Source organism: Paraburkholderia sp. IW21, assembly GCF_041321145.1.
Lineage (GTDB): Bacteria > Pseudomonadota > Gammaproteobacteria > Burkholderiales > Burkholderiaceae > Paraburkholderia.
This window is the reverse complement of sequence record NZ_JBGGWA010000017.1, coordinates 1-25,344: the sequence shown is the minus strand read 5'-3', so window position 1 is coordinate 25,344 and position 25,344 is coordinate 1. Positions and strand designations below refer to the sequence as shown.

Sequence of the window (25,344 nt, the reverse complement as noted above, 5' to 3'; positions counted from 1 at the left end):
AAAGTGGTTAAGTCTGATCGTCGTCCGACGTCGAACGGCGCGCGGCCTTGAACGCCTCGACATAGCGTAGCGCCTGTTCGCATTGGTCAAGAGTGAGCGCGTGGATGGACGCCGGCACCGGATCAAAGCCTGACTCGGCTGCGACCCAGCGGATCGCTTTCGCTCGGGCTTCGAACGCGTTCACACGGTCACGGCGTACTTTGCCCGCGACGAGCGGCTCGAGCGCATCGTGCAGTCGGCTCTTCGCATCCCGCAACGAAGCATCCGCCAGTCGGCCAAGCGGCACGTTACGCGTGCTGCGCGCATGGATACCGATCCAGGCCTGACAAGCGGTGCAGATCCACACGGGCCCATGGTCATCGCGATAGGGATAAGTGTCATCACCGCAACGGGCGAGCGCGGCGCGCCCACCGCAGTAGTTGCACAACGGTTGCGGCAATGCCTTGACGGGTTTGCCTACGCGCACTTTGGCGCCTCCACGGCAGCTTCAGGGTGATTCATGACAGTAAGCGGATTATCGAAAATGGGCAAAAGCTATACGATTTTCGTGAGCTTACCGGGCTAAGCCCGTCAACCGGTTGACGGCCCGGGACTATGCCGACGATCAACGAACTGCGATCGGGCGCGGATTCGACGACGTTGAACCGGGAGATTGATGTTCGCGCGCCGCTGTGCCCCGCTGTTGGCAAAAGCTCCCTTATTTGGTCGCTCTTTCGGTCTGCTTCGGGCTTTGCCAGCCTGAACAATAGCAGCATGACTGAATCCGCCGAAAATCCCCTGCTCAGGCTCAACCCGCTCGAAGAGAGTGCGGTCCAGATGTTCTTTGAGTCGCTCCGCCCGCTACGTGAGCACTTCGAGGCGTCTGACGTTGCCGAAATCATGATCAACAATTTCGACAATGTGTTCGTCGAGCGGCGTGGGCAGATGCATCGGCTCGATCTGCGACTGAATCAGGCGACCCTCAATGGAGCGGTTCTGTCTCTTGCGGCGTCCGTCGAGAAATCGGCGCGCGCCGGAACGTCACAGGGGATCATCAACGCCGGTCACAAGGGTTTGCGTATCGCAGCCGTGATGCGACCGACGGCGATCGACGGTCATGCGCTTTCGATCCGGAAGCACCACGACAAGCAGCTATCGCTCACCGACTACGTCGCGATGGGCGCGTTCTCGCGGGTTCATGCGCTCCACGACCGCACTGACGAGAATCGCTTCTTTCCGGGCATCGAAAACGAAGCGCTGATGGCCGCGGTGAGCGAGCTGATCCTTCAGCGCAAAAACATTCTTGTCGCTGGTGGCACGTCGACCGGCAAGACCACGTTCCTTAACGCGCTGGCCACGCAGATTCCTGCGGATCAGCGTGTCATCACCATCGAAGACACGATGGAGCTGAAGTTGCGCGTGCCCAACCTCGTGCGTTTCCTTTCAAACCCCGAGAAGGGCGTCACGACACAGGCGTTAGTCGCGCTGTGTCTACGGTTCCGGCCCGACCGGATTGTCGTCGGTGAGGTTCGCGGGGGCGAGGCATTCGACTTCATCCAGGCGCTGAGCACCGGGCACGACGGCGGCCTCGGTTCAATCCACTCGAACAACGCGCGCGGCGGTCTAAGCCGTCTGGAAAGCCTTGCGATGCTCGGCATCCCGCCAGGCAGCCGGTGGGACGTTGCTGACATGCGCAAATCGATCGCGGACTGCTTCAACTATGTCATCCATCTACGCCGCACGGGCGAGATGCGCCACGTCTCCGAGATCGTTGAGATCAAGGGTTTCAAGGATGGGGACTATGTCCTCAATCGTGTTTTCTAACTGATTGGAGTTTTTCAATGAAGTACTTCGCCTCAACCCGCACCCGACTGCGCGTACTCGCTACTCGCGCGTTTCAGCGCTTTCTCAGCCGCCGGGAGATCCGCTCCACGCTCGTCGCTGGCGCGCTTGCCTTCTTCGCCCCTTTTGCCTCGGCTGTGAGCATGACGGACCTTGGGCCGGCCACCGACGTGATCTGCCTGATTCAGGCCTACATCAGCGGGCCTTGGCTGTACGGCATTGGCATCGTCCTCATCATCGTCGGCGCAGTTGCAATCGCGAACTCGGAAAGCACGATCGGGAAGATTATCTCGTCCGTTTTCGTCGGCCTGGGTCTGGCGGCTTGCGCGGTGAACATCGTCAAGAACCATCTCGGCATCACGTTCGCCTGTGCGTAAGCCGACCAAGGTCAGTCGAGGTCTTTCGCTGCCACGCCAGATGGGTGGGGCAGACCGCGGCCTCGCTATTGCCAACGGCACGATGACGGTGTTGCTCTGCTATTCGAGCATGACGCCGACCTTCCTCGCGGTTGGCATTGCCGTGCACTGGCTGCTGCGGTGGAAAAGCTCGAAAGACCCATGGTGGAAGCAGGTGATGACGGTCTACAACCGCTACGCGGACGTGTACCAGCCGATGCCGACCACGAAGTTCTCGGCGCGTTTCAAGCGCCCCTACGGTTTCGATCAGGATCTTCAATGCTGAAGAAGAAGCTTCTGGCCCGCTCGATCCAGGAGATCGCGCCCTGGGCAACGATGGTCACGCCTGAACTTGTCCTGAACAAGGACGGGTCGCTGCTGACCAACTTTACGTTCGGCGGGATCGATGCCGACAGCCCGAATACGGCGGACATTTCGGCGGCGCGTGACAACCTGGATCGCGCGTGCAAGAGCTTCGATCACCGCGTTACTGCATGGTGGCGGGTGGCACACCGTCGTGTAAAGGGTGAAATCGAGGGAGAATTCGCCGCAGACATCGACGAGCGAATCGACTCGATAAACCGCAAGCACGTGGGCAGCGGGAAGTATTTCCGCAACACGCACTCGCTTGCGCTTGCCTATACACCCGAAACGGGCGTCAACAAGATTTTCGACAAGATTGCCTATCACATGACGGTGGGCGGCAAGTCGATGTTTTCGGCGATGATCGAGGCGGCGAAGGATTCGATCCTCGCCCGCAGCGCGTTTGTATTTGATATCGAACGGCTGACCACCGACATCAAGCGGTTTGAGTTGGTGCTCGATTCCTTCAAGGGCAGCGTTACCCGCCTGAGGATGACGCGCCTGCTGCTACAGGACTCGCTCGCCTTCCTGCACCAGAGCGCCAATCCTTCCGTTCCGCCGCGCCGTGTCCGGTATCCGGTGACGATGCTCGACTCACACCTGACCGAGAGCGAGATCACGGTTGGTGCGGACACACTGATGTTCGACTCCGCCTACGGCAAGCGCTACGCCAGGATTGTTGCCGTCAAGGAATGGTTGGGTTTTCAGGAGGCGGCGCTCGATGTTCTCGCCGAAGTCGATGCTGAGCTCGACGTATGCGTGATGTTCCGTTTCCTCGATACGGCGAAGGCAACCGGCTATATCGAAAAGATCCGGAAATTCTACAAGCTCGCTGCCTTCAATCCATGGGCGATCCTCAAGGCGTATTTCTCGAAGGAAGAACAGAAGAACGACAAGGGTCGCGAGCGGCTGGCTGACGAGGCGGAAGACGCGCTTGAGAAGCTGGTCGCCGACGGCCAGCAGTACGGATTCGCGAACGTGTCTGTGATCGTCTATGGCGACACCTTCAAGGAATGCGAGGACGCTACTAGCGCCGTCGTCGGAAAAATCGGTAACGCCGGCTTCGGGGTGATTGTTGAGCGCGACAATCTGTTCGCCGCCTGGTCGTCGACACTGCCTGGGCGCTGGGACCAGCAGCGTCGCCTGCAGTTTGTCGAGACAGCCGCGGCGTCCGACATCGCGCCCGTACGTAGCGTCTCCGAGGGTGGCACGGTGAATGAGTGGCTCACGCAGCAGTCGGGCCAGACGACCGGCCCGCTCACCATGCTGCCGACGCGCCACAAGACGCTTCAACGCGTCAACCTGCACCGACCCGGAGGTGCATCGCACCTGCTCGTCCTCGGGCCGATCGGCATGGGTAAATCGATCATGCTGAATTTCCTGATGTCGCAGACGGGGCGGCACGGCGCGCGCCGCGTCCGGTTCGACAAGGATCGGTCGACCCGGATTCCGACGGTGCTCGCAGGTGGCCGTTTCATCGACGCGACGGGCCGGTTTGAAGCAGCGACGTCAGTCAATCCGCTGTCCCTGCTGCACGACAAGAAGCACTATCCATACGTTGCAGAGTGGGTGCAGATGGCCATCGAGGACGACCAGTTCCGGTGTACCAAGACTCAGGAGCGGACGATCTTCCAGGCAGTGGAGACGCTCGGCGACGGATACGGTCCTGAACTCTGGACCCTGTCGTACCTGAACACATTCCTGCCCGACGAGTTGCGCGAGCGGCTCGCCGTGTGGACGCAGGGGGAAAAGAACGGGCGCTTCTTCGATCACGCCGAAGACGCCTTTGCGCTGTCGGACGACATTTCGATCGAAATGGGTGATCTGTTCCAGAATTTCCCGGTCGCGGCGGCACTGTTCATGGACTACGCGTTCTATCGGATTGCGCAATGGCTGGACGGCAAGCGCTACACGGTTATTGAGGTAGAGGAGGCCGGGTTCTTCTTCCAGAACGAGCGCTTCTACAAGCGCCTGGAGATCTGGGCTGTGACCATCCGCAAGCTGAACGCCACATTGATGATGGCTACACAATCGCTTGTCCAGGTCGCGCGCATCGCGGACTTCGAAGTGCTCAAGGAAAACATCCCGAACATCATCTACCTGCCCAACCCGGATGCGAAAAACAACCTGCACCTCTATCAGGACAAGTTCGGCCTGACGCCCGATCAGATCACCATGATCTCTGACGCGGTCCCTAACCGCGACTACCTGTGGGTCACGCCTGACCAGACCCGGATGTTGCAGGCGAGCTTCCCCAAGGAAACGCTGGCCGTGCTGCGCTCGGACGGTCGCGCGCAAGCCGTGCTCGACAAGCACTACACGTCAGGTGCACCTGGCTGGCGCGAAGCGTATCTGCGCGAAATGATGACCCTCGACTGATAGCGGAGCAGACGATGAATCGCAGCATTTTCCGGTTTGCGACGGCCCGCACCCTTGTTGGCAGTCCGTCCGCGCAGCCGTGCGCAGCGGAGGCAGCGGCCACCAATCCGCTGGCGCCCTCACGAGAGAAATCACTATCCGCGTCACGCGGTCAATCCCCTCGAGGTGAACAACGATGAAGAAGACACTCATTCGGCTCGCAGTAGCGGTGGGCCTGACGTTCGGCGCAGCGCTAGGAGCATTTGCTCAGTGGGTCGTCATTGACCCCTCAAACCTCGCGCAGAACATGATCACCGCGATGAAGGCTGTGAAGACAGAGATCTACCAGGACAGCAATATCGCCTACCAGTACCAGATGATGGCTAACCAGTTGCTGCAGGCGACGAATCTCGACCCGACGGCGATGAAAGCGCAGTACACCCAGATTACCGGTGACATCGACAAATACAAGCAGCTCACTGGCACGCTCACCGATATGTATGGCGACCTCCAGGACGGCAGCCAGTGGATTACCCACGTACAGACGCTTATTTCGCGTTCCGGCAAGTCGAACGCGCAGTGGTTTGCCGATATGGGGACCCTCTATAACCAGAGGGACAAACAGGCGACGGCGCTGTTTCAGATGGGCAACAACGTGATGAAGCATGCGGAAGATCTCGGCAAGCGTCGCCAGGATCTGCAGTCGCAACTGTCCCTTACGCCAACTGCACAGGCGACCGCCGAACTGACCACTCACTACCTTGACATGGTCTCGAGCCAGATGAGCGATCTGCTTCAGATGACCGCTGCCAAACAGCAGCGCGATGCTCAACAGCAGTCCGTTGCCAACGAGGACGACAAGGCGAAAGCCGCCGCGGCGAAGAGCTTCGTCGATCAGCAGACTGCCGAACGCGCCGCGTACGGCTTCTGAGCAACGGGAAACAGCAAATCATGCTTCGTCGCCTCAGGCTTCTCATTGCTGCCGCGCTTATCCCGTTGGTGCTCGGTCTTGCCACTGTGTCGACGGCGTTCGCACAGGAGACGACACCGGATGGCGTCCCGCTGCCGGCAGGGACCCCGCCAGCAACGGCCACTGCGAACGTCGGGGACCTCATCAAACCCGGCGAAATTGGCAAGGGCAACCAGAATGCGATCACCAAGATTGCGGGCATGTTCACCGCGGTCATCGATGCGGCGGTTTCAGTAAGTGCATTGATCAAGCCCGAGGCAGACAAGTTCGCGAGCGGATTGGCGGTGATCACGATCGTGCTCGCAGCAGTGAGGTACGCCGCGACCCGCGATCCGGTGATGGCATGGGTCGTCGTGTTCGAAGAACTCGGAATACTGGGTATCTTCGCGGCGTTCTATGTCGGTTTTGCATCCTGGGCACCGGGCTTCTATCAGTGGTTCCTTGGGATGGCAAATACGATCGGCGGCGCGAACATGAGCAGCGCACTCAGCATCATGGGGAACGCCGCGGGGCAGATCTTCGACGCATTCATCGGCGCGCTCAAAACCGCCAGCTGGACGCAATATATTGCCGTTCTGATGGCGGTCGGTCCGTTGTTCTTCGCCTGGCTTGTATTGTCGGTCACGTCAATCGTGTTCGTCTTCTTCATCAACCTCGGCCAGTTACAGTTCGCCGTCGGAACGGTAATGGGTCAGATCGCGTTCGCCCTTGGCTTCTCAAGCTTCACGCGCGGCTATTTCAAGACGTGGCTGGATTACATGATCAGCGCGGGCATGTATGTGGTTGTGGCTGCAATTCTCGTGCGGCTCGTGACACATACGTTGACCGATGCAATCCAGACGTCTGTGACGGTAGGGCTTTCGACGCCAGGAGCCGCCGCCTATGTGTTCGACCTGTCGCTCTTTGTGTTCCTCGTGTCCTTCGAGATTCCGAAAATGGCGGGGATGTTCGGCGGCGGGGCGAATGCGAGTGGCTCGATCATCGGCAAGGTTAGCAAGGCGGCCACGGCGGGGATCGTATGACCGTGCTTCATTCCCCGATAGAAGCGGCGACGCTGATTGCCGATCATCAGCGCCGCGTCGACCTGATCGAGCAGTGCGCCAACGAGGCGGCAAAGACGGAGTTCCAGCGAAAATGGCTGGCTATCCTCCAGCGTTGCGCGGGCTGGTTTTCGTCGATGCCTCTGAACCCCGAGATCTATCGCGAACCGGGTGGCGCGTTCCGCTGCACCGTTGAGACGGCGTTTTACGCGATGCGGCTCGCAGGTGGCCAGAAGTTCGGCACCAACCTGCCTTCCGAGAAGCGTCGCCGGATCGAGCCGCAATATAACTACGCAGTGTTCCTCGCGGCGGTCTGCTCGCGTCTGGACGAGCCCTACCGGCATTTCACGATCGAGCGCGAAAGCGATCGCGCGGCGTGGAATCCGTCGGTCAACGGCCCGGCTGGCCCGTGGCTGGGCAGCGCCCCGTATCGCGTAGCACGTCGCTCCGCGCCGTTGCCGATCGAGCGGATGCGCACCGGCATGCTCGCCCAGATGCTGATCGGCTCGGAGCTCCTCACTGGCCTTGACGCCGAAGTGCTGTCGGAGTTGTTTGGCGCGATCAACCCGAGCACGAAGCCGCTTGAGGCCGAATCCCTGCTGCACAAGGTCATCCGGCAGGCGGTGGACACGGCCGTCGAGTTCGACCGCAAGGCACAGCGCGCCGTTTTCGAGCCGGTGCAGTTTTCCGTGCCGTCAGCCATTCACGTGGCCGCGCAATTGCAGCCGGCCGCCGCGGCGGCGCCGCCTGCAGCGACGGTATCGGCCGTAGCGCCCGCGTCTACGCCGCCAGCGCCACCTGCCGGGGCTTCACCGGCCCAGGCAGCCCCTCCGGCACAGGCTGCGTCGGCATCGGTCGCCGCATCGGCGACGGAGCCCGGAGCAGGGCCTGGCGACCTGCAGTCCGACCCGCCGGCCGCGCCCGCTGCGCAGATGTCCCTCCCGTTGTCGCAATCAGAGCCGCGAACCCTGCTTGAAGCAATCGGCTGTGCGACAGACAACAGCACGGCGGCTGGACAGCACGTGGCCGCGGTCGATCCGGCCGCCATGCGCACATCGCCAGTCCCAGCAGACAACACAGCCAGCCCAGAGCCGACAGCGCTCTTTGAGGAGGTTCTCAAGGGGACGCCGAACATGATCAGGGAGCTATTCAAGGCGCTGCGCGAAGACGTCGCGGCGGGCACCGCAAAGGTCTCATGGAACGACAAAGGACTCGCCGTTCCCAAGCGGCTGATTGGCAGTTATGGAGTAGCGAGCGACACACTCGTTGAACACCTGCGCAAACGCAGTCTGCTCGTTGGCAATGACCAGGGCGAAATAACGCTCGGGCCACGCGCTGGCCAACTCATCATGGACAAACCCGCATGATCAGCTACATCAATCATTTTCGTCCGATCTACGAGGTCAGATCGGCCGCTTTCTGGCTGTGCGCCATCTTCCTTATCCCATTGTCGGGCATGCCGTACGGATGGGCGTTTGCGCTATTCGGGCTGCTCGTGCTGACGGTTCGCTCGTTGCAGATATGGAAGGCGCTGAAATTCCGCATGGCAATCTCAACGAAATGGTTGACGACCCTGCATGTCCCGAAACTTCTGGAAATCCAGAAGCGGATGCGCAAGGAAGTGAATTCGATGTATCTGGGTATCGGATACGAGTGGACGCAGAAGCATTGCCAGATAGCGCATGACATCATTCGCATGCCAACGACCGATATTCCCGGACTGCCACGCTGGCTTGGGAAGACCGAAACAGGCCGCAAGTTCGAGGAGATGATCGAATCGATCTTCGCTCCCAAGGACAGCATCCGGGACCGAATGCCGCAAGGCTCCTCGTGGATTCACGGCATGGAGCCAAAGAAAGGACTGGTGCCGTTCCACTATAAGGCGATGGGCGGTCATACCGCTGTCGGCGGCACCACGGGTTCAGGAAAGACCCGGACCTATGAGGTGATCTCGACGCAGGTGATCCATCTCGGTGACGTGTTGATCAACGTGGATCCGAAGAACGACAAGGACTGGAAGCTGCGCGCCGAGCGTGAGTGCCAACGCACCGGTCGGAAATTTCTATACTTCAATCAGGCCAAGCCGTCCGAGTCCGTACGGCTCGAGCCGCTCGATAGCTGGTCGCAGCCGTCGGAAATCCCTAGCCGTATCGCACAATTGATGGACGAGGGTCCGTTCCGCGATTTCGCGTTCCTGTTCATCGACCGTGCGGTGAAAGGCGAACTCTACATCGGCGACAAGCCGAACCTCCGATCGATCCTGAAATATGCGCAATCGGGGATCACCACGCTGCTCGAAAAGAGCCTGAAACGCTTTTTTCGGGAAAGCGGCCTTCTCGACTGGGAGACACTCGTCGCGCAGGACACGGTCAAGATGGCCAACAAACCGGGCGTCTCACTCGTCGACGGCATGGTGGCGTTGTACAACGCTCGGTTCGTAGCACTCGACAAGGGGCATGAGACGCTGGATGGGTTGGTCGCGACGCATACGCACGACAAGGAGCACTACATGCGGATCATCGCGTCAGCGCTGCCTTTGCTGCAGATGCTGGCGACCGGTGAAACGGGCTTGATGCTCGCGCCTAAGGTCGATGATTTTGCGGACGAACGCGAAGTTTGGACGATCGAGAAGGTTATTCGCCAGAAGGCTGTACTTCACATCGGCCTTGATTCGTTGTCGAACAGTATCGTGGCGAAGGCGATCGCATCGATGCTTCTTGCTGACGTGTCCGCCGTTTGCGGTTCTATCTACAACTTCTACGACGTGCCCCCGGACGTCGTCCTCATTATCGACGAGGTTGCCGAGGCAATTAACGAACAGGTTATCCAGATTCTGAACAAGGGTCGCGGTGCTGGTTTCAAGGCATTCGTCGCGTTCCAGACACGCGCGGACCTGGAGGCGAAGCTCGGAAACGCCGCGAAAATGCTGCAGGTTTTGGGCAACCTGAACAACCAGATCATCTTACGCTTGGAAGACACCGACACGGCGCAGTGGTTCTCCGACAAGGTCGGGGAAACCGCGATCCGCAATCTCGTGATGACCGGAAGCACCAGCACGGGAAGCGAAGCGCACGTCGGCGAATTTACCGGCTCCGTTTCACGCTCGCTTCAGATGGAAAAGGTTCCTTTGATTCCTACTCGCCTGATTCACAGCCTGCCGAACCTGCAGTACTTCATGCGGATTTCGGGCGCTGCCGTGTATCAGGGCCGTATTCCAATCCTTCAAGGCTGAAAACCTACGCATGTCTGCCGTATTTAAAAAAATCATTCGCGACTACAAGCTGTCCTCCCGCCTGATCCCGGTCTTCACGCTGGCGCCGGAGCTTGAACTCGCCTGCGCGCGCGTGGCCGATTTCATCGGGGAGAAGTTCATGGGCGAGAGCGAGCCACTGGTCAAGGAGATGCTCGACAACGGGCTGGCCGCGTACAAGCGCACGCGCAAGACGGGCGAGCCGCACGTCGCTTTCATGCAGGGCCTGTTCGAACATGCGCACCGGCTCTACTCACGACGCTACGTAGCACGCGACGGCGAGCGCTATCACGTGTGGCCACCGATGCTCGAGTCGATCCCGCTCTTCGAAGCACGACACGACGGACTGGAAACGGGCATGGTCGATGAGCGTTGCCCTGAAAGCATTACGCAGCGCTCGGCGGCATTCCAGCTGGCCGCACGTGCGCTGACCGGTGAAAACTTCCGTCTCTATTTCGAGGACTACGATGTCGCTCACGCGTTTTCTGATAGCGATGCTCTCGCGGGTTGACGACGACTTTGCGCGGCGCGCGATGTCGACCGCGCAGGCACAGGACGAGATGAACGCAACGCCTCCGCGAGAGTTCTCGCGTGGTTCCGGGGCAATGGCCTATGCTCTAGCGCTGTTCATCAACCGCAGGCCGGTGCACTTCTATCTGGGGCTGACCGGCCTGATTGTATTTACGTTGTACATGCTGGGTCGTATCGCAACGTTTCTTGTAGAGTGGGGAGTGCATCGCTATGGCGGGTAGTCGCTTCGTCTCGCACATAAAGTGGTGGTTCTTTTTCGTGCCGCTGCTTGCCCTGTTCCTGATACCAGCCATTCCAGAACCGTCGCTGTTTTCGATTGCTCCGGAAGAGGCCGATTCGGTCGCGGCGATCGTCGGCGCGGAACGCGCTGAGGAGGCGGTAACGGCCACGAATGAGCGGTTCAAGCGATGGTTCGTCCAGACGGGTCTTGTGCGTGCAACGATCGACGCGACCGGGAGTGGCGATATCGGTGACGGCGGCGTGTCCGACTTCGCACACACGTGGGTGCATAATTTCTGGCTCGAGGTTTATCGGGCCGTGTATCGCGCGACGGTCATGAAGCTGTGGATTCTGGGCACGCTGGTATTCTGCGCCGCAGCGTTCGTCGATGGCTCGGTGCGTCGCAAGATCAAGGCGTCTGCTGCAGGGTTTGCGAGCCCCCTTTCGTTCCATCTGGCAGGGCACGGCATCCTTATGGTGTTTGGTTTGGCGTTTGCTGTGCTGGTTGCGCCGGTTCCGTTGTTCGCACAGGTCTGGGTCGTGATGGCAGCCGTTCTGGGCGCGCTCCTCTGGAAGGCCTCGTCTTCCTATCAATAGGGAAGGGTGAACCCCGGAAAGCTGCGGTAAAACGCCCACCTTTCCGGGTTAAGACCTTCAACCGGTTGAAGGCCTCGGTCCGCAGCGTGGGGTGCAGGGTTCCACACTACCGATTGCCGCATTCGGCAATCCACTTGCCGATTCTCCTCCGCTTCTCGGTGGGTGGTGAGAGTCTGCATACGAGAGTCCTGTGGCATACGTGCGGTCGCCCACAGGCCAACTTCCGGGACCGTTGCGACAGGTCAGAACCACTCCGCATTCCACTTCGGCTGTTTCCCGCGCACGATCCCGCGAACCTCCTCGATCTCCGGCCCGCTCAATGCGCCGCAATGACGGCCGCGTCCGCCGAAGCCGTCAGACGCGGCCGCTCCGGAAGCCCTCATTGGCGGCAGACCGAATCAAACACACCTGCTACCGGATATTTCAACCCGTTCGCCGGGCTTGTCTGCGATGCCCCGGCGCGTACGCGACCGAGCGCGATCAGCACGGCGCGCGCAAAAGCGAAAGACAGCCGAAATCATTCATGTTTTGCGCCGATGGGAAAGGCGAACCTCGCAACAATAGGTTGCATGCCGCGCGCGTGCGCGAGCTCTCACCACAGGGACATATATGAGCACCATCAACGAAGAGACGAATCTCGCAGACGCCGAGGGAACCAGCGCTCACGGAGCGGCTCCCGATCCCAGCCTCTCGACGGCAGTCGCCCCCGGTGCGACTGGTTCAACGTTGCCCCCCACGACGGACGGTGCGGACGACGGCGAGATCGAGCGTGAGCTTCAACAGATGGAAGACGCCGCGACCACCCTCCAGAAGGAAGGGATGATCAGCGAGTCTGAGGCAGCCGAGAAGCGTGAACAGGTCGCGCGTACACGCAAGCTGTTCCGCGATATGTCGCCAGCCGAGCGCGCTGCGATCGTGCAGCGCCGTCGCGAGATCGGCCGCGAACTGATGAGCCGTCAGCTTTCGGGTGCGGCGGTGGTTATTGCCGCGGTGCGCCTGAACCATACCCGTCTGAAACCTCTGTTCGAGCAATGGTGGCCGTACCTGAACCGCATGAGTATCAATATGCAACGCTTCGGGCGCTCGACATTCGGGGCGGAGGATCAGGCTGTCGTCACGGACTGGTTCGAAAAGCAGATCGGGGATCTGGAATCTTACGTCGAGGAGCAATTAACGGTGGCGAAAGGATTCCGCGACAAGACGGAATCGAAGATGCTCGCCCAGGGCGATATCGTCTTCATGCCGAGCGTCACCAAGCCTTCGCTGGACATCGAGGTCGAGGCGTATTCACGGTTTTCGATGCGCCTGCTGTCGCTGATGCTCAAATTCGACAAGGTTATGGATAACTTCGATTTCCTCGTCTGGAATGGCGTGCGTGACCAATCGGACATCGACGAGGAAACGTCGCGCTTCCTGCGCAAGTTCCATCCGGTCGGCGTGCGTGGCTACATGACCCACCTGCGTCTGATGAGCACGGTGCGGGGCCGGTAATCCCGGGTCGATGCCATGCTCGATGAGCTGAATCCGCAACAGCGTGAGGTGGCGCAGTTGCGCCGCCATTGCGTTGCGATCGCCTGCCCCGGTGCGGGCAAAACCAAAACCATTGCGGCGAAGGCCGCGCTGCTGCTCGCCGATCCATCGGCGATCGTCGGCGCCGTTACCTTCAGCAAGGACGCGGCCGTCGAGTTGCGCGACCGGATTCTCGCGCTGTCAGGGTCGGACGCCAGGCGCCGACTCATCGCCGGCACATTTCACTCGTTGGCGTTCAGGCAGTTGACGCCGCCCGGTGGAAGGAAGCGTGACATTGCGTCGGACGGAGACCGCGTGGGATTACTCGGGCGGGTGATAGCCGAGCTCGGCCTCGCGTGGAAGCCAGAAGAAGTCGTGCCGGTTATCGAGCGCATCAAGACGAATTTTGGCCGGGTGGAAGCTGGCACCGCCGATGCGCAGCTTTACGACGCCTACCAGGAAGCGCTCTCGCGAAACGGCAAGATCGATTTCCAGGACATGCTCCGCCTGTCCGTCGCGGGTATGGAGAACGGGGAGATTCAGCCGTACGGGCTTACCGATCTGCTCGTCGACGAGTTCCAGGATACCGATCCGCTCCAGTATCGCTGGGTAGAACTCCATGCGAAGGCAGGCACACAGGTGACGGTAGTTGGCGACGACGACCAGAGCATCTACGGATTCCGGGCTGCGCTAGGCTTTCGCGGAATGGAAGATTTCGCTGCTTCGTTTGATGCACAACGGGTCGTGCTCGGGAGCAACTACCGTTGCCGGAGCGAAATCCTGTTGGCGGCCGACAAGGTCATACGGAATAACGTCGATCGTATCCCGAAGGTGCTCCACGCGGAACGGGGGACCGGCGGAAGCGTATCCACCCGGCGATCCGACGACGAGTATGCTGACGCGGTGGCCGCCGTCGAAACGCTTCAGCCGCTGTTGGCGGCGGGACGCTCATGCGCAATTCTCGCGCGTACAAACCGCATACTTGATCCGATCGAGTCGGTCTGCCGGTCGCACGGCGTTGCGTATTACCGCGCCTCGGGTAGCTCGGTCCTGAATCGGGCGCAGGGCGCAATGATGTGCAACCTGCTGCAGATCGTCGAAGGCAAAAAACGCAACGGTCTGGACGCCGTGCTTGGCTATACCGGGATGAGTTCGAGCGACCTCGGCGCGCTGCACCGCGACATGGGTCCGGAGTTGACGCAACGCCTGAAGAAGGATCTCGTCGCCCTGGGTATTGGCGAGGACACGGCGACTGCGTACCGCAGCTTCATGAAACGCCTCGCCGAGTGGCAGGCGTTGTGCGAACGCCAGTTTTACTCGCTGGCACTTGAAGGCGTGCTGGAACTGATGATGACCCACGCAAAAGGCGATCAGGCTATCCGCGCAATTCGCGGCACCTACGACGTGATCTCGCGGCTGAACGGCTCGTTTGCCGAACGCATTGAATTCCTTAAGCGCGACAACAACAAGCCCGCGGCCGGCGCACTCGTGCTCACGACGATGCACAGTTCAAAGGGGCTCGAGTGGGAACACGTCTGGATCACGCGCGCCGAGGAGGGTGTAGTGCCCGACGAAAAGAGCCCCGAGTCGGAAGAACGGCGGCTCTTTTATGTTGCCATGACCCGCGCGCGTGACGGACTCACCATTGCGACCATCAAGAAGAATCCCGTGTCGCGGTTCGTGATTGAATCGGAAGTGCAATAACCTTGTGGAGTACTCATGCTGAACCGGCTGTTTGCAATGTTTGGCTATGTGTCGGCGCCTGCGGTGTCGCTGGTGAACGACAGTCCAGCGCACGATCCCGTACCGTCTGAACCACCTATGCCGCCGCACCGCGAAGCCGCTGGTGTGTTCCGTTTCGCAGGCGCTGCCCGAGATGACCTATGTTTCTGGTATCGCGAGGGCGAGGACACTTACAGCTACGCGGTTGGAAAGGACGACTGGCCACCGTTGGCCGTCGTCGGATTCTCGCTCGCGGCCAATGCTGCTTGCCATGACACGCTGAACGATGGCATCCGGTCGCGCCTGTGGCTCAGCTCGTGCGACGGAATCCTGGATTCGTGGCGATCGGCAAATGTCGACACGCTCCATTCGCTTGGCCACCGCCTTGACGATGTATCCGGGCCAGTGCGAGCACCGGTTGACACCAGTAACTTCGAACGGGACGTGATTCCGTTCGTCGAGGGGAGTGAGATGGCATCGTTGTTCGCGATGACCTGGCAGCGTACCCACATCGACTCGCCGGTTTTCTTTCTCGCCAACTCGCGAGCATACGCTTCGCTTGTTTCTCACCAGGCGATCCATTCGTCCATCAAGGCAGCAGATCAGGCACTTGAACGCGTATTCGAATGGCTGGCCATCTGGCTGGAGTCGCGTGGCGTCGAAGTGGATCGCGAGAACGGGCTGGTCCATCTACCGGGATATCAGGCGCTTTTCTACCGTGCGGATCAAAGTCTCTGACCGGCTCGCAGTCGGCCGTAAACCTGCTGGTAAAAGAAAGTGGCCGGGACGTCGTCGACGTGCCCGGCCACTTTCGTATTCACCATGCCACCCTGACCCTGCGATCAGGCGCGTTTCACTTATGTTGACGAAAATCAGACTGCGTTCGAGGTGCGCGAGATCTGCCGAACGTTGCTCGCGGCGTTCTCAATGGCCAGTTCGCTGGCCTTACGCCTGATCTGCCCTTCGAGAGAAGCACGCGGCCCGAGACGGATCGTGCCGCAGTAGAAGACGTTGCCTTTTACCCGGCCGTTGATTTCAAGAATGCCGCGGGCGTGCACGTCGCCCTCAACGTTGCCGTCTATGCGAACGTGCTCGCCTTCGACCTGACCTTTGACCATGCCGCCCTGGCCCACATGCAGTAGCCCGGCATTCGAAATGAGATTGCCGTCGATGATCCCGAACGTGCTTACGCCGTGATCGAGAATCATGTCGCCGTGAATCGACACGCCGGCCGCAAGCAGAGTGACGCTAAGAGGTTGAGTTTTCATCGGTGTCTGTCAGAAAAGTTGAACGTCGCCGCTCTTTGCCGCCGGGGCTTTTGCGGGCGCGGACTGTGTCGGCGCAGCCGGTGTCGCCGGCGGCTCGCTCGCAGTGACCGCAGCGTGATGGGAGTTCAGATGCCGGATCTGCCGCAATACGGGTCTGACGGCCGGTGCATCAGAGGCGCTCGCAGCGCGCGCGCTCGCGGGCGCCGGGGCTGGAGCTGGGGTCACTGCCTGTTGCGCCTGAGCCGTTGCCGTTGGCCGGACAGGTGCCGACGTCGCCGCCGGAGCGGCTTGCGCGACCGGCTGCACAACAACGGGCTGTGTGGGCGGCGCAGGGCGCTGTACGTGGATCGACGAAGCCGCCGCCTGTGCGAGCGTGCTGTTGGTAGCGTTGTCGCCTGCCTGTCCGCTCCTAGGCTCAGCCGTTTGTGCGCTGTTTGCGAGCGAGCGCGGGTCCACGCTGGCGAGGGCGGAAGTACCCCCAGGCTGTTGTCCGAAGTCGGACGCTGTCAGAGGACGGGCCGGTGTAGCGTTTATCGCTGACTCGCTGATAACCGGTGCCTGTGCGGGTGCGGCTGCTACGTGCGCTACCGGATAGACTGGTGCCGCGGCGCCATCGTGCATGACGCGCCAGATTTTTGCGGCGCTCATGCCCCCACCGCCGGCGATCGCTGCGATCGCTAAACAAAGCAGTGCCGGTCGGCCGGCCTTCCGGAGTTTCGCTGCGACCCCGGTGACATTCCACGCGCGTCCAAAGCGCGGGCCAGGGCGGCGTTCGGGCGCCGGCAGCGCGGGCATGGCCGACGCGTGGCCAGCGATGTCAATCACCACCGGGTGTGGCGAGTATTGCGCGTGTAACGCCTGAATTTGCCGTATATCCATTGTTCGTCTCCAGAGTGAGAAGTCGAGCGTACTCATCCGGACAGGAAGTCAATCCAGCCGGGCGAAAGATGGTGGGTGGTGACGGGGCCGATTACTGCCCTCGGCGCTCACCGTCGAAGTCGTACTGATCGTTATCCGGCATGCACACCTGGACGATGTGTTTGATCCGCTTTTCTGCGTTCGTGAGAATGTTCGCGCGATCGGTCGACGAGATCTTTTCGGCGAGGAGCGCTTCGAGCGTTCCGACGAAGACCCGGTCGAACTGTGTGAGGCAACGGACCAGCAGGCCGGCAAGCGGCCGCGTGATGGTCAGCTGGATTGTTTCGTGAGGCAGTTCAATGGCACGCGCGTCATGACGCGAGATCCACTCGTTGGTCTTGCGAAACCAGTTCGCAGCATCACGGAGTGCCGTCTCCAGTGCCCGGACCTTGCCTCCGCGTGCTACGGCGATCTTCGCTGCGCAGAAGTTGTAGTCGGAACGGATGAAGTCACGCGCAAACTGCGAGCTATATAGCAGCACAGTGACAGCGTCAGACTCGGGAATGATGCGCGCGACGCGCGAGTCGCTTGTCAGACGCGCGATAGGCTTCAGCCCGCTGGACGCGGGAGGTGCTGGGGGCACCGGCTCCGCGCTCGAAGCTGCGAGCGCGAGTGCGGGGCGTGCGTCGTCAGAGTCTGCCGGACGGTCCGGGTCTGACGGAAGTTCAAGAACGGCGGCCATGTGGTTTTCGGGTGGTCTCTCTCACTGGCCATTGTGCTCGCGTCCCGTCTGACGAATGCGGGCAAAAGCTGCGCTGATTTCATCAGCTTTCCGGACTTTCCATGGGCGTTTTTCGGCAATACTGACTCTACTTCTCGCGTCTCCGACGCATCGACTCTGACCCGGCTAGCCCGGAGTCCATCTTCTGTACAAGCCGTGCCTCTGAGCATGCTCCGACCAGCTGGCTGCTGGTGTGGAAACCTTCTGTTGATGAGCGCCTCGCCCGCGCTCCCCATCTTTCAGTCATAAAACTCGTCGCCGGCCGCATGCATTTGCGCCGCGACATCGTTCGGACCCGGATACCGGGTGTTCTCTCTCCAGAGCCCATCTGGGTAGCACGATCGTAGTCGACTGATCCGTGATCCTGCGGCGGAATGTATTTTCCGAAAATGGGCTGTTGCGCAGCGTGATCATGCTGCGCGGGAACGACCTAACGTTCCCGACTATGAGCCTCACGGCTCCCTGAGCGCCACAACCCCAGAAGGGTTGTGGCGCCCGGGTCATCTACCACCGAATCCGAAGCGCGTTCCTCTCACCGGGGAGCGCGCTTTTTTTTCGTCCCTTGACCACCGGAGGTGTCTTGCTGCTTCCTGACCGTCTCAATGCGCGAATTGCCGAAACGATCCGCAACACGATCGACGAGGAGCGCGCTTCTGCTGATACCGCTTCGCCAGTCTGGCAACAGCGGTGCGAGGTAGCCCGGATCGCAACTTATAGCGACCCCGAGCGCCGTGTCTTTCTTTCCCACATTGCCGAAGTCCGCGGAGAAGCGGCTGCAACGGATCTGGAGCAGTCAGCCAGGGCGTTGCGCACGTCGGCGATATTCTTTCTTGCGAGAAAACCATCATGAACGCTGTTCTCAGTTTGACCGGCGCTCCTCCCCGGAGCATCGTTGAAGAAAGAGCGCTGCGACCGCCGACGATCGGGAAGATCCGGCCCGGCATCAAGGTGCTCAAGCAGGCGATTGCCACCGCGAATCCCAACGCGGTTGCGACATACGACGAGATGGTCGCTGCCGGCGACTCGTTTGAGACGATCGAGAAGGTGCTCGAGTCACGGTTCCGTCTCAAGAATGCGCTGATCCCGCGAAACTCCCCGTACTTCACATGTCGGCGATCCGACTTCACGAACCCCGATGTGGCCACCGAAATCCTTCGCCTGTACGGTGAGGATCGAGGGCAGGGGGTGAAGCTCTACCGCTTCCCGGTGCTGTTCGCGTTCAACGACTGGATGTGCAACCTGCCCAACCAGATGACCGCGTGGGGTACCACTGGCCGCAAGTTCTTTTCCGAGTACGGAAAGGACGGCCAGCGCTACTGCAAGACCTACGCGAAGGTCGAGCGTGATCCCCGGGCGCAGCGCGCCACGCGCACGTTTGGCGGCCGGGACATCATCGTGCGTCACGACGATGCGATTCCGGACGGCATATGCGATCCTGAGCGCTGCCCACAGTATCAGTCGCGCCAGTGCAATCTCTCGGCGAGCTTTATCTTCGCAGTCCCCGATATCAAGGGACTCGGACTGATCGAGCTGCCGACGAACAGTATCTACGTGCTGCAGAAGGCCTACTCGGCTATGCAGACCGTGGTACTCGCACGTGGCAGGCTGACGGGCACCCGTTTCTGGATATCGAAACGAGAATTCGACATCACGCGCATTGGAGATAACGGCGAACCCTTGCGGGCAAAGCAGATGCTCACGGTGCTGGACGCGGAGATCGATATCGGCTCCCTGCTGGACGGCGCCGACGATACCGAACCGGCACTGGAAGCCGCAAACCGCGCGGTCGCACTCGTCGAAGCTGGTGGCAACGTTCTTCCGCTGCATGTCGACGGGAGCACCGAAACTGGCGATCCGGAGTCCGCTATCCCGGTTCAGGGGGAGCCGGCGGCATCGCATGCCGAGTCTGAAGCTTCGCTAGCTGCCCAGCCATCGGTTTCTGGCTCGTTGCTCGCCCACGTGATGGATCGGACTGGCGAGCGTCAGGACGGCAACGCCGACACGGAGTCGATCGAGGAGAAGCGGGACCAGATGTCGGATCTGCTCAAGCGGCTGGGTCTCGGCGCTGAAGATCGCAAACACGATTTCAAGGTGTTTGCCCATGCCCGGTACGGGCGTGGCTGGGTCGAACGCGCGCAGGACGTAGACGCGATGAACAGGCGGCTGGAGCAGGCACTGTCGGCTCCCGCATTGCTTGCACAGGAGATCGCGGACGCCCGGCAGCAGTCGTTGCTGATCTGATTCTTTCCTTCACCCTTTGCCAGCCCTTCGGGGCTGGTTTCTCTTCCTCGACGAGAACATTTCAGCAAGCTGGCTTGCTCAAGTGCTTTCGACCGCGCATCCCGCGCATCGAAAACGTCCGCTTCGGCGGCCATCTATTGAACGACGGACTAATCCATGCCCGATACAAACTGTTTTCGCATATCGCTCGACATACGCGTGCTTGATCAGCAGGCGCTTTATGCCTCGGCAGAACATCATGCCAACGACCCAGGAACGCTCCTGAGCGCAGTGGAAACATTGCCGCTGCTCACCGACGACGGATCGATCGACGTTCGGGCATGTCTTGCGACATTGCTGGACCCTTGCGCACCGCCAGCCGGAACGGAGATCCAGAACGCAACAATTGAGCCGCTCTGAGCGGCGCCGTTCCAGCAAATCTGACGTTCTTCCATTCCATTCTCTACTCGCGTCGTTTTCTGACGCCTACGCATTGAGGCTGCCTAAGGGTGGCCCTTTAGCATTCAAGGAGGCGAAATTGAAAGTCGCACATTTTTCTGACCTGCATTACGCGCCGGATAACCTCGATGAGGCTGACCGCTGCTTCGCGTTCGCCGTTGGCGACGCGATCGGGCGCCGGGCTGAGGTCGCGGTGATCTCCGGGGACTCAACCGATCACCGGCTTGATGCACATTCGCCGGCACTGCACGCGCTGGCTACCCAGGTGCACCGGCTGGCAGTCGCGATGCCCGTCCTGATGCTGCAAGGCACGTTCTCGCACGAGCCGCCCGGCACGCTCGATAACTTCGCGCTGATGGGTGGCGCGCACCATGTGCACATTGCTGACCGTGTGTCGCAGGTCGCGTTGATCGATGGGAAATTCTGGGCGTCCGAGGGACCGGTTTTCTCCCCCGAATCGCTGCGCGAGATCATCCGCGTAAAGCCGGAAGCGGTATTCACCTGCCTTCCTACGGTCAACAAGGGCCAACTCGCAGTGAGCGTTGGCGCGCTCGCTGCGGGCACGGAACTGGGCGAAGTGCTTGCCGCATATCTGGCGGCGGCGGGCCGGGTGAACGCAGAGCTTCGCGAGGCGGGAATCGCGACAATTGGCGTATCGCACGGCACCGTGAACGGTTGTACGACCGAACACGGCGTAACGATGGCGGGCTTCGACCATGAGTTCTCGCTCAGCGCGCTGTTCGATGCGCAATGCAGCGCTTTCATGCTGGGGCATATCCACAAGGAGCAGTTCTGGACGCGTGGGGGCCAGCGGATTGCCTACCCGGGATCAATCGGGCGCTTTCATTACGGCGAGCAAGGCGATAAAGGTTACCTCCTGTGGGGCGTGTATCCGGAAGAAGCCGACTCGCTGCTGATCCCGACGCCCTCCCGGCAAATGATCAGTGTCGAGTTCGAGGGTCCTCCCGACATGAAGAAGCTCCAGGAGATCGCAGATAGCGCGGGCGACAAGTTCGTCCGGGTTCGCTGGCAGATCGACGAGGAGCACCGGCAGTTGGTCGACCGCGACGCAATCGCGGCGATGTTCGCTGGCGCCGCAGGTCTGAAAGTTGAAGGCCGTGTGTTACCGGTGGTTCGTAGCCGTGCCCAGGGGATCAGCCTGGAAACGACGGTTGAAGCCAAGGTCACCCGGTGGTGCGAGCTCACGGATATCGAGCCCGCACCGGTCGTAGAGTGTCTTCAACTGCTTGAGACCGGGGACGCGGAAGCGATCGCGGCTCGTGTGCTTGCCGGCGTCGATGCTGCACCGATCGCGCCGTCGCTCAGTCTGGTTGGTGCAACGCTGACGCTGGCGGAGTCGGAGGAAACGGCGGGCAAGCTGGCGGTCGGTACGCCGCAGGCGACGCAACCATCCGAACCGACGACGTTGTCGTGGCTGACAGATGATCTTTTTGCGGCGTAGTGCCGCCTTTTCGTGGGAGTGGCCAGTACGGCGCTCCCACGCGGACACAGCCGTGTTCCGATAGCCATCACGGGCTATCGAAACGAGGTTTCACCCGCGTCAACGACGCATCGATAGCAGTCAGCTGCATCCATTTTCTTTTAGACCCTGGCGGGGAGCGATCCCTACCGGGAGCACTCCGCCGTTTTTCTGTGGAGTGTGACCATGTTTGGACTGTATCCCGCTGGCTCCAACTGGGTCCGGCATTGCAACGCAACCGCGTCTGCCCGTTTGCTTCAGCAGGATCTTGTGAATCACGCACGATTTACTGCAGGCATTTTCCATCAACCTTTTGGCGCTGAACGTGGCGCCGTACTCGCTCAACGCGATAGCTGCCTTGTGCTGACGAATTCAATCGATTCCGATCGGCCCGAACTCGTTGTCGTACCCGATGTCGAGATGCAAAACCTCTTGTGGTCGTTCAACTCGGGGTACGCAAACCAGTGGGGCAGCCGGGAACTCAAGGTTCTGACGGGCTGCGACGACTGGGACAGCGTCCTGAAGCAGGCGGCTGCGCAATTTGCGAAAGTCTGCGATGACGTACAGAAGGCCGTCGACGGGACACTCGTCAAACCGGCTCCAGCCGAGACCGCTTCGGTCGATGCAAGGCCGGATCCGGTCCTGTCGGCTTCGTTCTCTAACGATGACGACGTGCCCTGGTTGCCGTCAGATTACCTTTTCGATTCGCCCATTCCGGGGGGAGCGCCATGCGACCTCTGAAACTGACGCTCGAAGGGTTCTACGGTGTTCGTGACGGAATGAAGCGCGACAGCCTGACGCTCGATCTCGAATCGCTGCCAACGGGTCTCATCGCGTTGACAGGTGAGAACGGCGCCGGCAAGTCGACGATTATGGACAACCTTCATCCGTACCGGATCATGCCTTCGCGTGCGACGAAGCTGTCCGTCGACGCATTCTCGTACTGGGACAACATTTCCGGTACCCATGCCCTGAAAGAGCTCGTATGGGAGCACGACGGCATCCGTTACCGCTCGTCCTTCGCATTCCGCAAGCCGGGAAAGGTCGGCAAGGCCGAGTACTACCTTGCCTGGCTCGCGTCCGACGGCACGTGGACGCCGTTCACGCTGCCTGACGGCACCGTTTCGGACGGTAAGGGCGAAACCTACGACCGCTGTGTTGAGGCGATCTGTGGTTCGCTGGAGTCGTTCTTTACCAGCGTGTTCTCAGCGCAGAACCGGCGTCCACTTGCGTCCTACGGCGCGAGCGAGATCAAGGGGCTGCTCGCGGAGTTGCTGAAGATCGACCACCTTCGCGCGCTGTCGGCGAAAGCCAGCGACGTGGCGAAAGTGCTCGGTCGAACACTGGCGGCCGTGCAACAGGAACTCGTTGCCCTGTCTGGAAAGCGCGCACGGATAGCAGAAACCGAACGCGCGATCGTGGCTGATGGACAGACGCTTGCGGCGGCCCGCCAGGATCGGGAAACGTTGCACTCGACCGCGGCGAACCTCAATACGCAGCGTGCTTCCCTTGTTGCGAAACAGGGAGAGAACGCGGCTGTCGAGACGCGCTTGCGGGAACTGGCGGCCCGACGCAACGAGCTATTTGGCTCGCTGAAGACGGTCGCCGGGGAGCAGAGTGCTGCAATGCAGGGCGCGAACCAGCGTCGCACGACCATCCAGCAGACCATCGCTGGACACGAGGCCACGCTGCGGCAGCGCGACGCGATCGTCGGTGCAGCTACGGCGCGTGATGATGCCCAGTTGCGGATCGGCCGCGAGGAATCGCGGGTCGAACCACTCCAGGCGGCTATCGCAGAACTTGAAACGAAGCGGCTATCGCTGACCTCCCTGACGACAAGCCTTAGCGGGCTCCAGTCGCAGGGAACATCGCAGGCGGCTCTGCTCAAGACGCTGCAGCAACAGGCAGCGGTGATCAGCGAGGTTCCTTGCGCCGGACACGAGATGCACACCACGTGTCCGCTGCTTGCACAGGCGCGCAACGCCTCGTCGCAAGCGGCCGAGCAGGTCATCTCGTTGACAAGGCTTCGCGAAAACTTCCGGCAGCAACGGGAGCAATCGGAGCTGCTGACGCCTCAGGTCGCGCAACTCGCGGCGAAGCAGGCTGAACTGCGTACTGTCAACACCGCGCTCTCGGCGGCGCGCCTGGACTTTCAGAAGGCGACTGAGCTGGCGGCGAAGAAGCCGTTGCTCGATGCGGCCGATACCGGTCTCGATGTTGCCCGGAAGGAACTGGCGACAGTCGAGACAGAGCAACAGGAGGGTCTTGTACGCCGGGAGGCGGAAACGACCCGCCTGAATGCGTTGCTGCTTGAGGTTGATTCTGAAACTGCGCGCCTCGCGGCCGTTGATGTTACGGGCGCAATCGCGGAGCTTGACCGTCAGTTAACGACGAACCGCGAAGCGACTGTTGCGATCGACGCGCGGATCGAAACATTGATCCGCGCGCAGGCAACACGTGAAGCTGAACGCGATGCGATGGCGAAGGAGTGGTCCGGGTTCGACGCAACGCAGTCGCGCGCCGACCGGATCTCCGACGAAATTGCCCGCTGGAAGCTGACCGCGAAAGGCCTCGGCAACGAAGGGGTCATCGCGCTGACGATCGACGACGCGGGCCCGGCACTCACGCAGACGGTCAACGACCTCCTGCTTGCGTGTTACGGCATGCGCTTTACCGTCGAGATTCAGACCCAACGGGAGCTGACCAGTGGCGAACTGCGCGAGGGATTTGAAATCCTCGTGCACGACGCCGACAACGACAACACCAAAGCGGTATCGGTGATGTCAGGTGGCCAGAAGGTCTGGATCAACGAGTGCCTGACGCGTGGCATCGCGCTGTACCTCGCACGCAACGCTGGACAGCCGTATCAGACGTTGTTCAGCGATGAGGCCGACGGTCCGCTCGATCCGAAGCGCAAGGTGCAGTTCATGCGCATGAAGCGTGAAGTGCTGAGGCAGGGCGGGTACGAGCGGGAGTTCTTTATCTCGCAAACACCTGAACTGGTCTCAGAAGCTGACGCTGTTATCGACGTCGAAGCGCTTGCAGCCTGAGCGTCAGATGTTCTTTCTTAACCCTGTGGGGAATGCTCCCCACAGTTCCTATACCTTAATCACGCATTTTTGATAGGGCTAATGGTTTTCCGCTTTACCAGCGAGGAGTTGTACGCACTCTTGTGATGTATGTATGAATGCATCGTAAGACATGCAAACGCTAGGGATCGGTGTTTACACCGGTCCCGTCATTCCGACGTGTGCTCTGTTCGCCGAATTGGAGCGTGCACAATGACCACTTCGGACTGCGGATTCGACCGGCCGATTCCGACGGATCGATGGAACCGCTCAGCCGGCATGCGAAGTCGCAAGGCGGTCGACCGTAGCCGTTAAGGAAAGTCTGCAAAAGTCCTGGCATTGACGTGAGCGTGGACTATCCTGGGAGCAGGAGAATTTAAGGGGTGGGTGATGGCACAACTTGGCCTTGGTCTGGATCTGTCAACGAAACGCACG

General features: G+C 60.7%; 23 protein-coding genes. 20 read left to right on the top strand and 3 right to left on the bottom strand.

All coding sequences use genetic code 11. The annotated features are described in order from the left end of the window. Positions 1-7: 7 nt before the first annotated feature. Positions 8-466: a zinc-finger-containing protein gene (locus ACAX43_RS29645; RefSeq protein ID WP_370711899.1), complete on the bottom strand. Its 459-nt coding sequence runs from the start codon at positions 464-466 to the stop codon at positions 8-10. Positions 467-753: 287 nt separating this feature from the next. On the opposite strand from ACAX43_RS29645, the gene ACAX43_RS29640 reads away from it, so the two are divergent. The 14 genes from ACAX43_RS29640 to ACAX43_RS29575 all read left to right on the top strand — a co-directional run bounded on the left by ACAX43_RS29640 (position 754) and on the right by ACAX43_RS29575 (position 15,513). Beyond that, the gene (locus tag ACAX43_RS29640; protein ID WP_370711999.1) at positions 754-1,803 is read left to right on the top strand and encodes a CpaF family protein; all 1,050 of its coding nucleotides are present in this window, start codon (positions 754-756) and stop codon (positions 1,801-1,803) included. A gap of 17 nt (positions 1,804-1,820) precedes the next feature. Then, positions 1,821-2,198, top strand: a complete 378-nt coding sequence (locus ACAX43_RS29635) for a TrbC/VirB2 family protein (protein ID WP_370711898.1) — start codon at positions 1,821-1,823, stop codon at positions 2,196-2,198. 40 nt (positions 2,199-2,238) lie between these two features. After that, a complete protein-coding gene (locus ACAX43_RS29630) occupies positions 2,239-2,502 on the top strand; it encodes a conjugal transfer protein (RefSeq protein WP_370711998.1) in 264 nt (87 codons plus the stop codon). After that, on the top strand, positions 2,496-4,958 hold the full coding sequence (locus ACAX43_RS29625; protein ID WP_370711897.1) for a VirB4 family type IV secretion system protein: 2,463 nt from the start codon (positions 2,496-2,498) through the stop codon (positions 4,956-4,958). The genes ACAX43_RS29630 and ACAX43_RS29625 overlap by 7 nt, the downstream gene beginning before the upstream one ends. Before the next feature lie 175 nt (positions 4,959-5,133). Beyond that, complete coding sequence (locus ACAX43_RS29620) at positions 5,134-5,868, top strand: DUF4141 domain-containing protein (protein ID WP_370711896.1); 735 nt, start codon at positions 5,134-5,136, stop codon at positions 5,866-5,868. A 20-nt stretch (positions 5,869-5,888) separates the two neighbouring features. After that, entirely contained in the window at positions 5,889-6,929 is a 1,041-nt protein-coding gene (locus ACAX43_RS29615; protein ID WP_370711895.1) for a type IV secretion system protein, read from the top strand. After that, a complete protein-coding gene (locus ACAX43_RS29610; RefSeq protein WP_370711894.1) occupies positions 6,926-8,314 on the top strand; it encodes a TraI domain-containing protein in 1,389 nt (462 codons plus the stop codon). The genes ACAX43_RS29615 and ACAX43_RS29610 overlap by 4 nt, the downstream gene beginning before the upstream one ends. Next, positions 8,311-10,179, top strand: coding sequence for a conjugative transfer system coupling protein TraD (gene traD, locus ACAX43_RS29605; RefSeq protein WP_370711893.1), 1,869 nt, complete (start codon positions 8,311-8,313; stop codon positions 10,177-10,179). Before ACAX43_RS29610 ends, traD begins: the two co-directional genes overlap by 4 nt. Before the next feature lie 10 nt (positions 10,180-10,189). After that, positions 10,190-10,708: a hypothetical protein gene (locus ACAX43_RS29600; protein ID WP_370711892.1), complete on the top strand. Its 519-nt coding sequence runs from the start codon at positions 10,190-10,192 to the stop codon at positions 10,706-10,708. After that, positions 10,665-10,949 carry a hypothetical protein gene (locus ACAX43_RS29595; RefSeq protein WP_370711891.1) on the top strand — a complete coding sequence of 95 codons (285 nt, stop codon included), beginning with the start codon at positions 10,665-10,667 and terminating at the stop codon, positions 10,947-10,949. The genes ACAX43_RS29600 and ACAX43_RS29595 overlap by 44 nt, the downstream gene beginning before the upstream one ends. Further along, positions 10,939-11,544, top strand: coding sequence for a DUF4400 domain-containing protein (locus ACAX43_RS29590; RefSeq protein ID WP_370711890.1), 606 nt, complete (start codon positions 10,939-10,941; stop codon positions 11,542-11,544). Before ACAX43_RS29595 ends, ACAX43_RS29590 begins: the two co-directional genes overlap by 11 nt. A 609-nt stretch (positions 11,545-12,153) precedes the next feature. Next, positions 12,154-13,035: an ATPase gene (locus ACAX43_RS29585; RefSeq protein ID WP_370711889.1), complete on the top strand. Its 882-nt coding sequence runs from the start codon at positions 12,154-12,156 to the stop codon at positions 13,033-13,035. A gap of 15 nt (positions 13,036-13,050) precedes the next feature. Beyond that, positions 13,051-14,757, top strand: coding sequence for an ATP-dependent helicase (locus tag ACAX43_RS29580; RefSeq protein ID WP_370711888.1), 1,707 nt, complete (start codon positions 13,051-13,053; stop codon positions 14,755-14,757). A 15-nt stretch (positions 14,758-14,772) separates the two neighbouring features. Further along, positions 14,773-15,513 carry a hypothetical protein gene (locus tag ACAX43_RS29575; RefSeq protein ID WP_370711887.1) on the top strand — a complete coding sequence of 247 codons (741 nt, stop codon included), beginning with the start codon at positions 14,773-14,775 and terminating at the stop codon, positions 15,511-15,513. A gap of 134 nt (positions 15,514-15,647) precedes the next feature. Here ACAX43_RS29575 and ACAX43_RS29570 read toward each other — a convergent pair whose 3' ends face one another. After that, complete coding sequence (locus tag ACAX43_RS29570) at positions 15,648-16,043, bottom strand: polymer-forming cytoskeletal protein (RefSeq protein ID WP_370711886.1); 396 nt, start codon at positions 16,041-16,043, stop codon at positions 15,648-15,650. Between the two features lie 970 nt (positions 16,044-17,013). Next, a complete protein-coding gene (locus tag ACAX43_RS29565; RefSeq protein ID WP_370711885.1) occupies positions 17,014-17,643 on the bottom strand; it encodes a DUF1845 domain-containing protein in 630 nt (209 codons plus the stop codon). 622 nt (positions 17,644-18,265) lie between these two features. On the opposite strand from ACAX43_RS29565, the gene ACAX43_RS29560 reads away from it, so the two are divergent. The 6 genes from ACAX43_RS29560 to ACAX43_RS29535 all read left to right on the top strand — a co-directional run bounded on the left by ACAX43_RS29560 (position 18,266) and on the right by ACAX43_RS29535 (position 24,891). Next, positions 18,266-18,532, top strand: a complete 267-nt coding sequence (locus ACAX43_RS29560; protein WP_370711997.1) for a hypothetical protein — start codon at positions 18,266-18,268, stop codon at positions 18,530-18,532. After that, positions 18,529-19,923 (top strand): hypothetical protein, encoded by a 1,395-nt coding sequence (locus tag ACAX43_RS29555; RefSeq protein WP_370711884.1) that lies wholly within the window; start codon positions 18,529-18,531, stop codon positions 19,921-19,923. The genes ACAX43_RS29560 and ACAX43_RS29555 overlap by 4 nt, the downstream gene beginning before the upstream one ends. A gap of 156 nt (positions 19,924-20,079) precedes the next feature. Further along, positions 20,080-20,322 (top strand): hypothetical protein, encoded by a 243-nt coding sequence (locus tag ACAX43_RS29550; RefSeq protein ID WP_370711883.1) that lies wholly within the window; start codon positions 20,080-20,082, stop codon positions 20,320-20,322. A 118-nt stretch (positions 20,323-20,440) separates the two neighbouring features. Beyond that, a complete protein-coding gene (locus ACAX43_RS29545; RefSeq protein ID WP_370711882.1) occupies positions 20,441-21,823 on the top strand; it encodes an exonuclease SbcCD subunit D in 1,383 nt (460 codons plus the stop codon). 204 nt (positions 21,824-22,027) lie between these two features. Then, entirely contained in the window at positions 22,028-22,582 is a 555-nt protein-coding gene (locus tag ACAX43_RS29540; RefSeq protein ID WP_370711881.1) for a hypothetical protein, read from the top strand. After that, the gene (locus ACAX43_RS29535) at positions 22,570-24,891 is read left to right on the top strand and encodes an SMC family ATPase (protein ID WP_370711880.1); all 2,322 of its coding nucleotides are present in this window, start codon (positions 22,570-22,572) and stop codon (positions 24,889-24,891) included. The genes ACAX43_RS29540 and ACAX43_RS29535 overlap by 13 nt, the downstream gene beginning before the upstream one ends. Positions 24,892-25,344 lie beyond the last annotated feature (453 nt).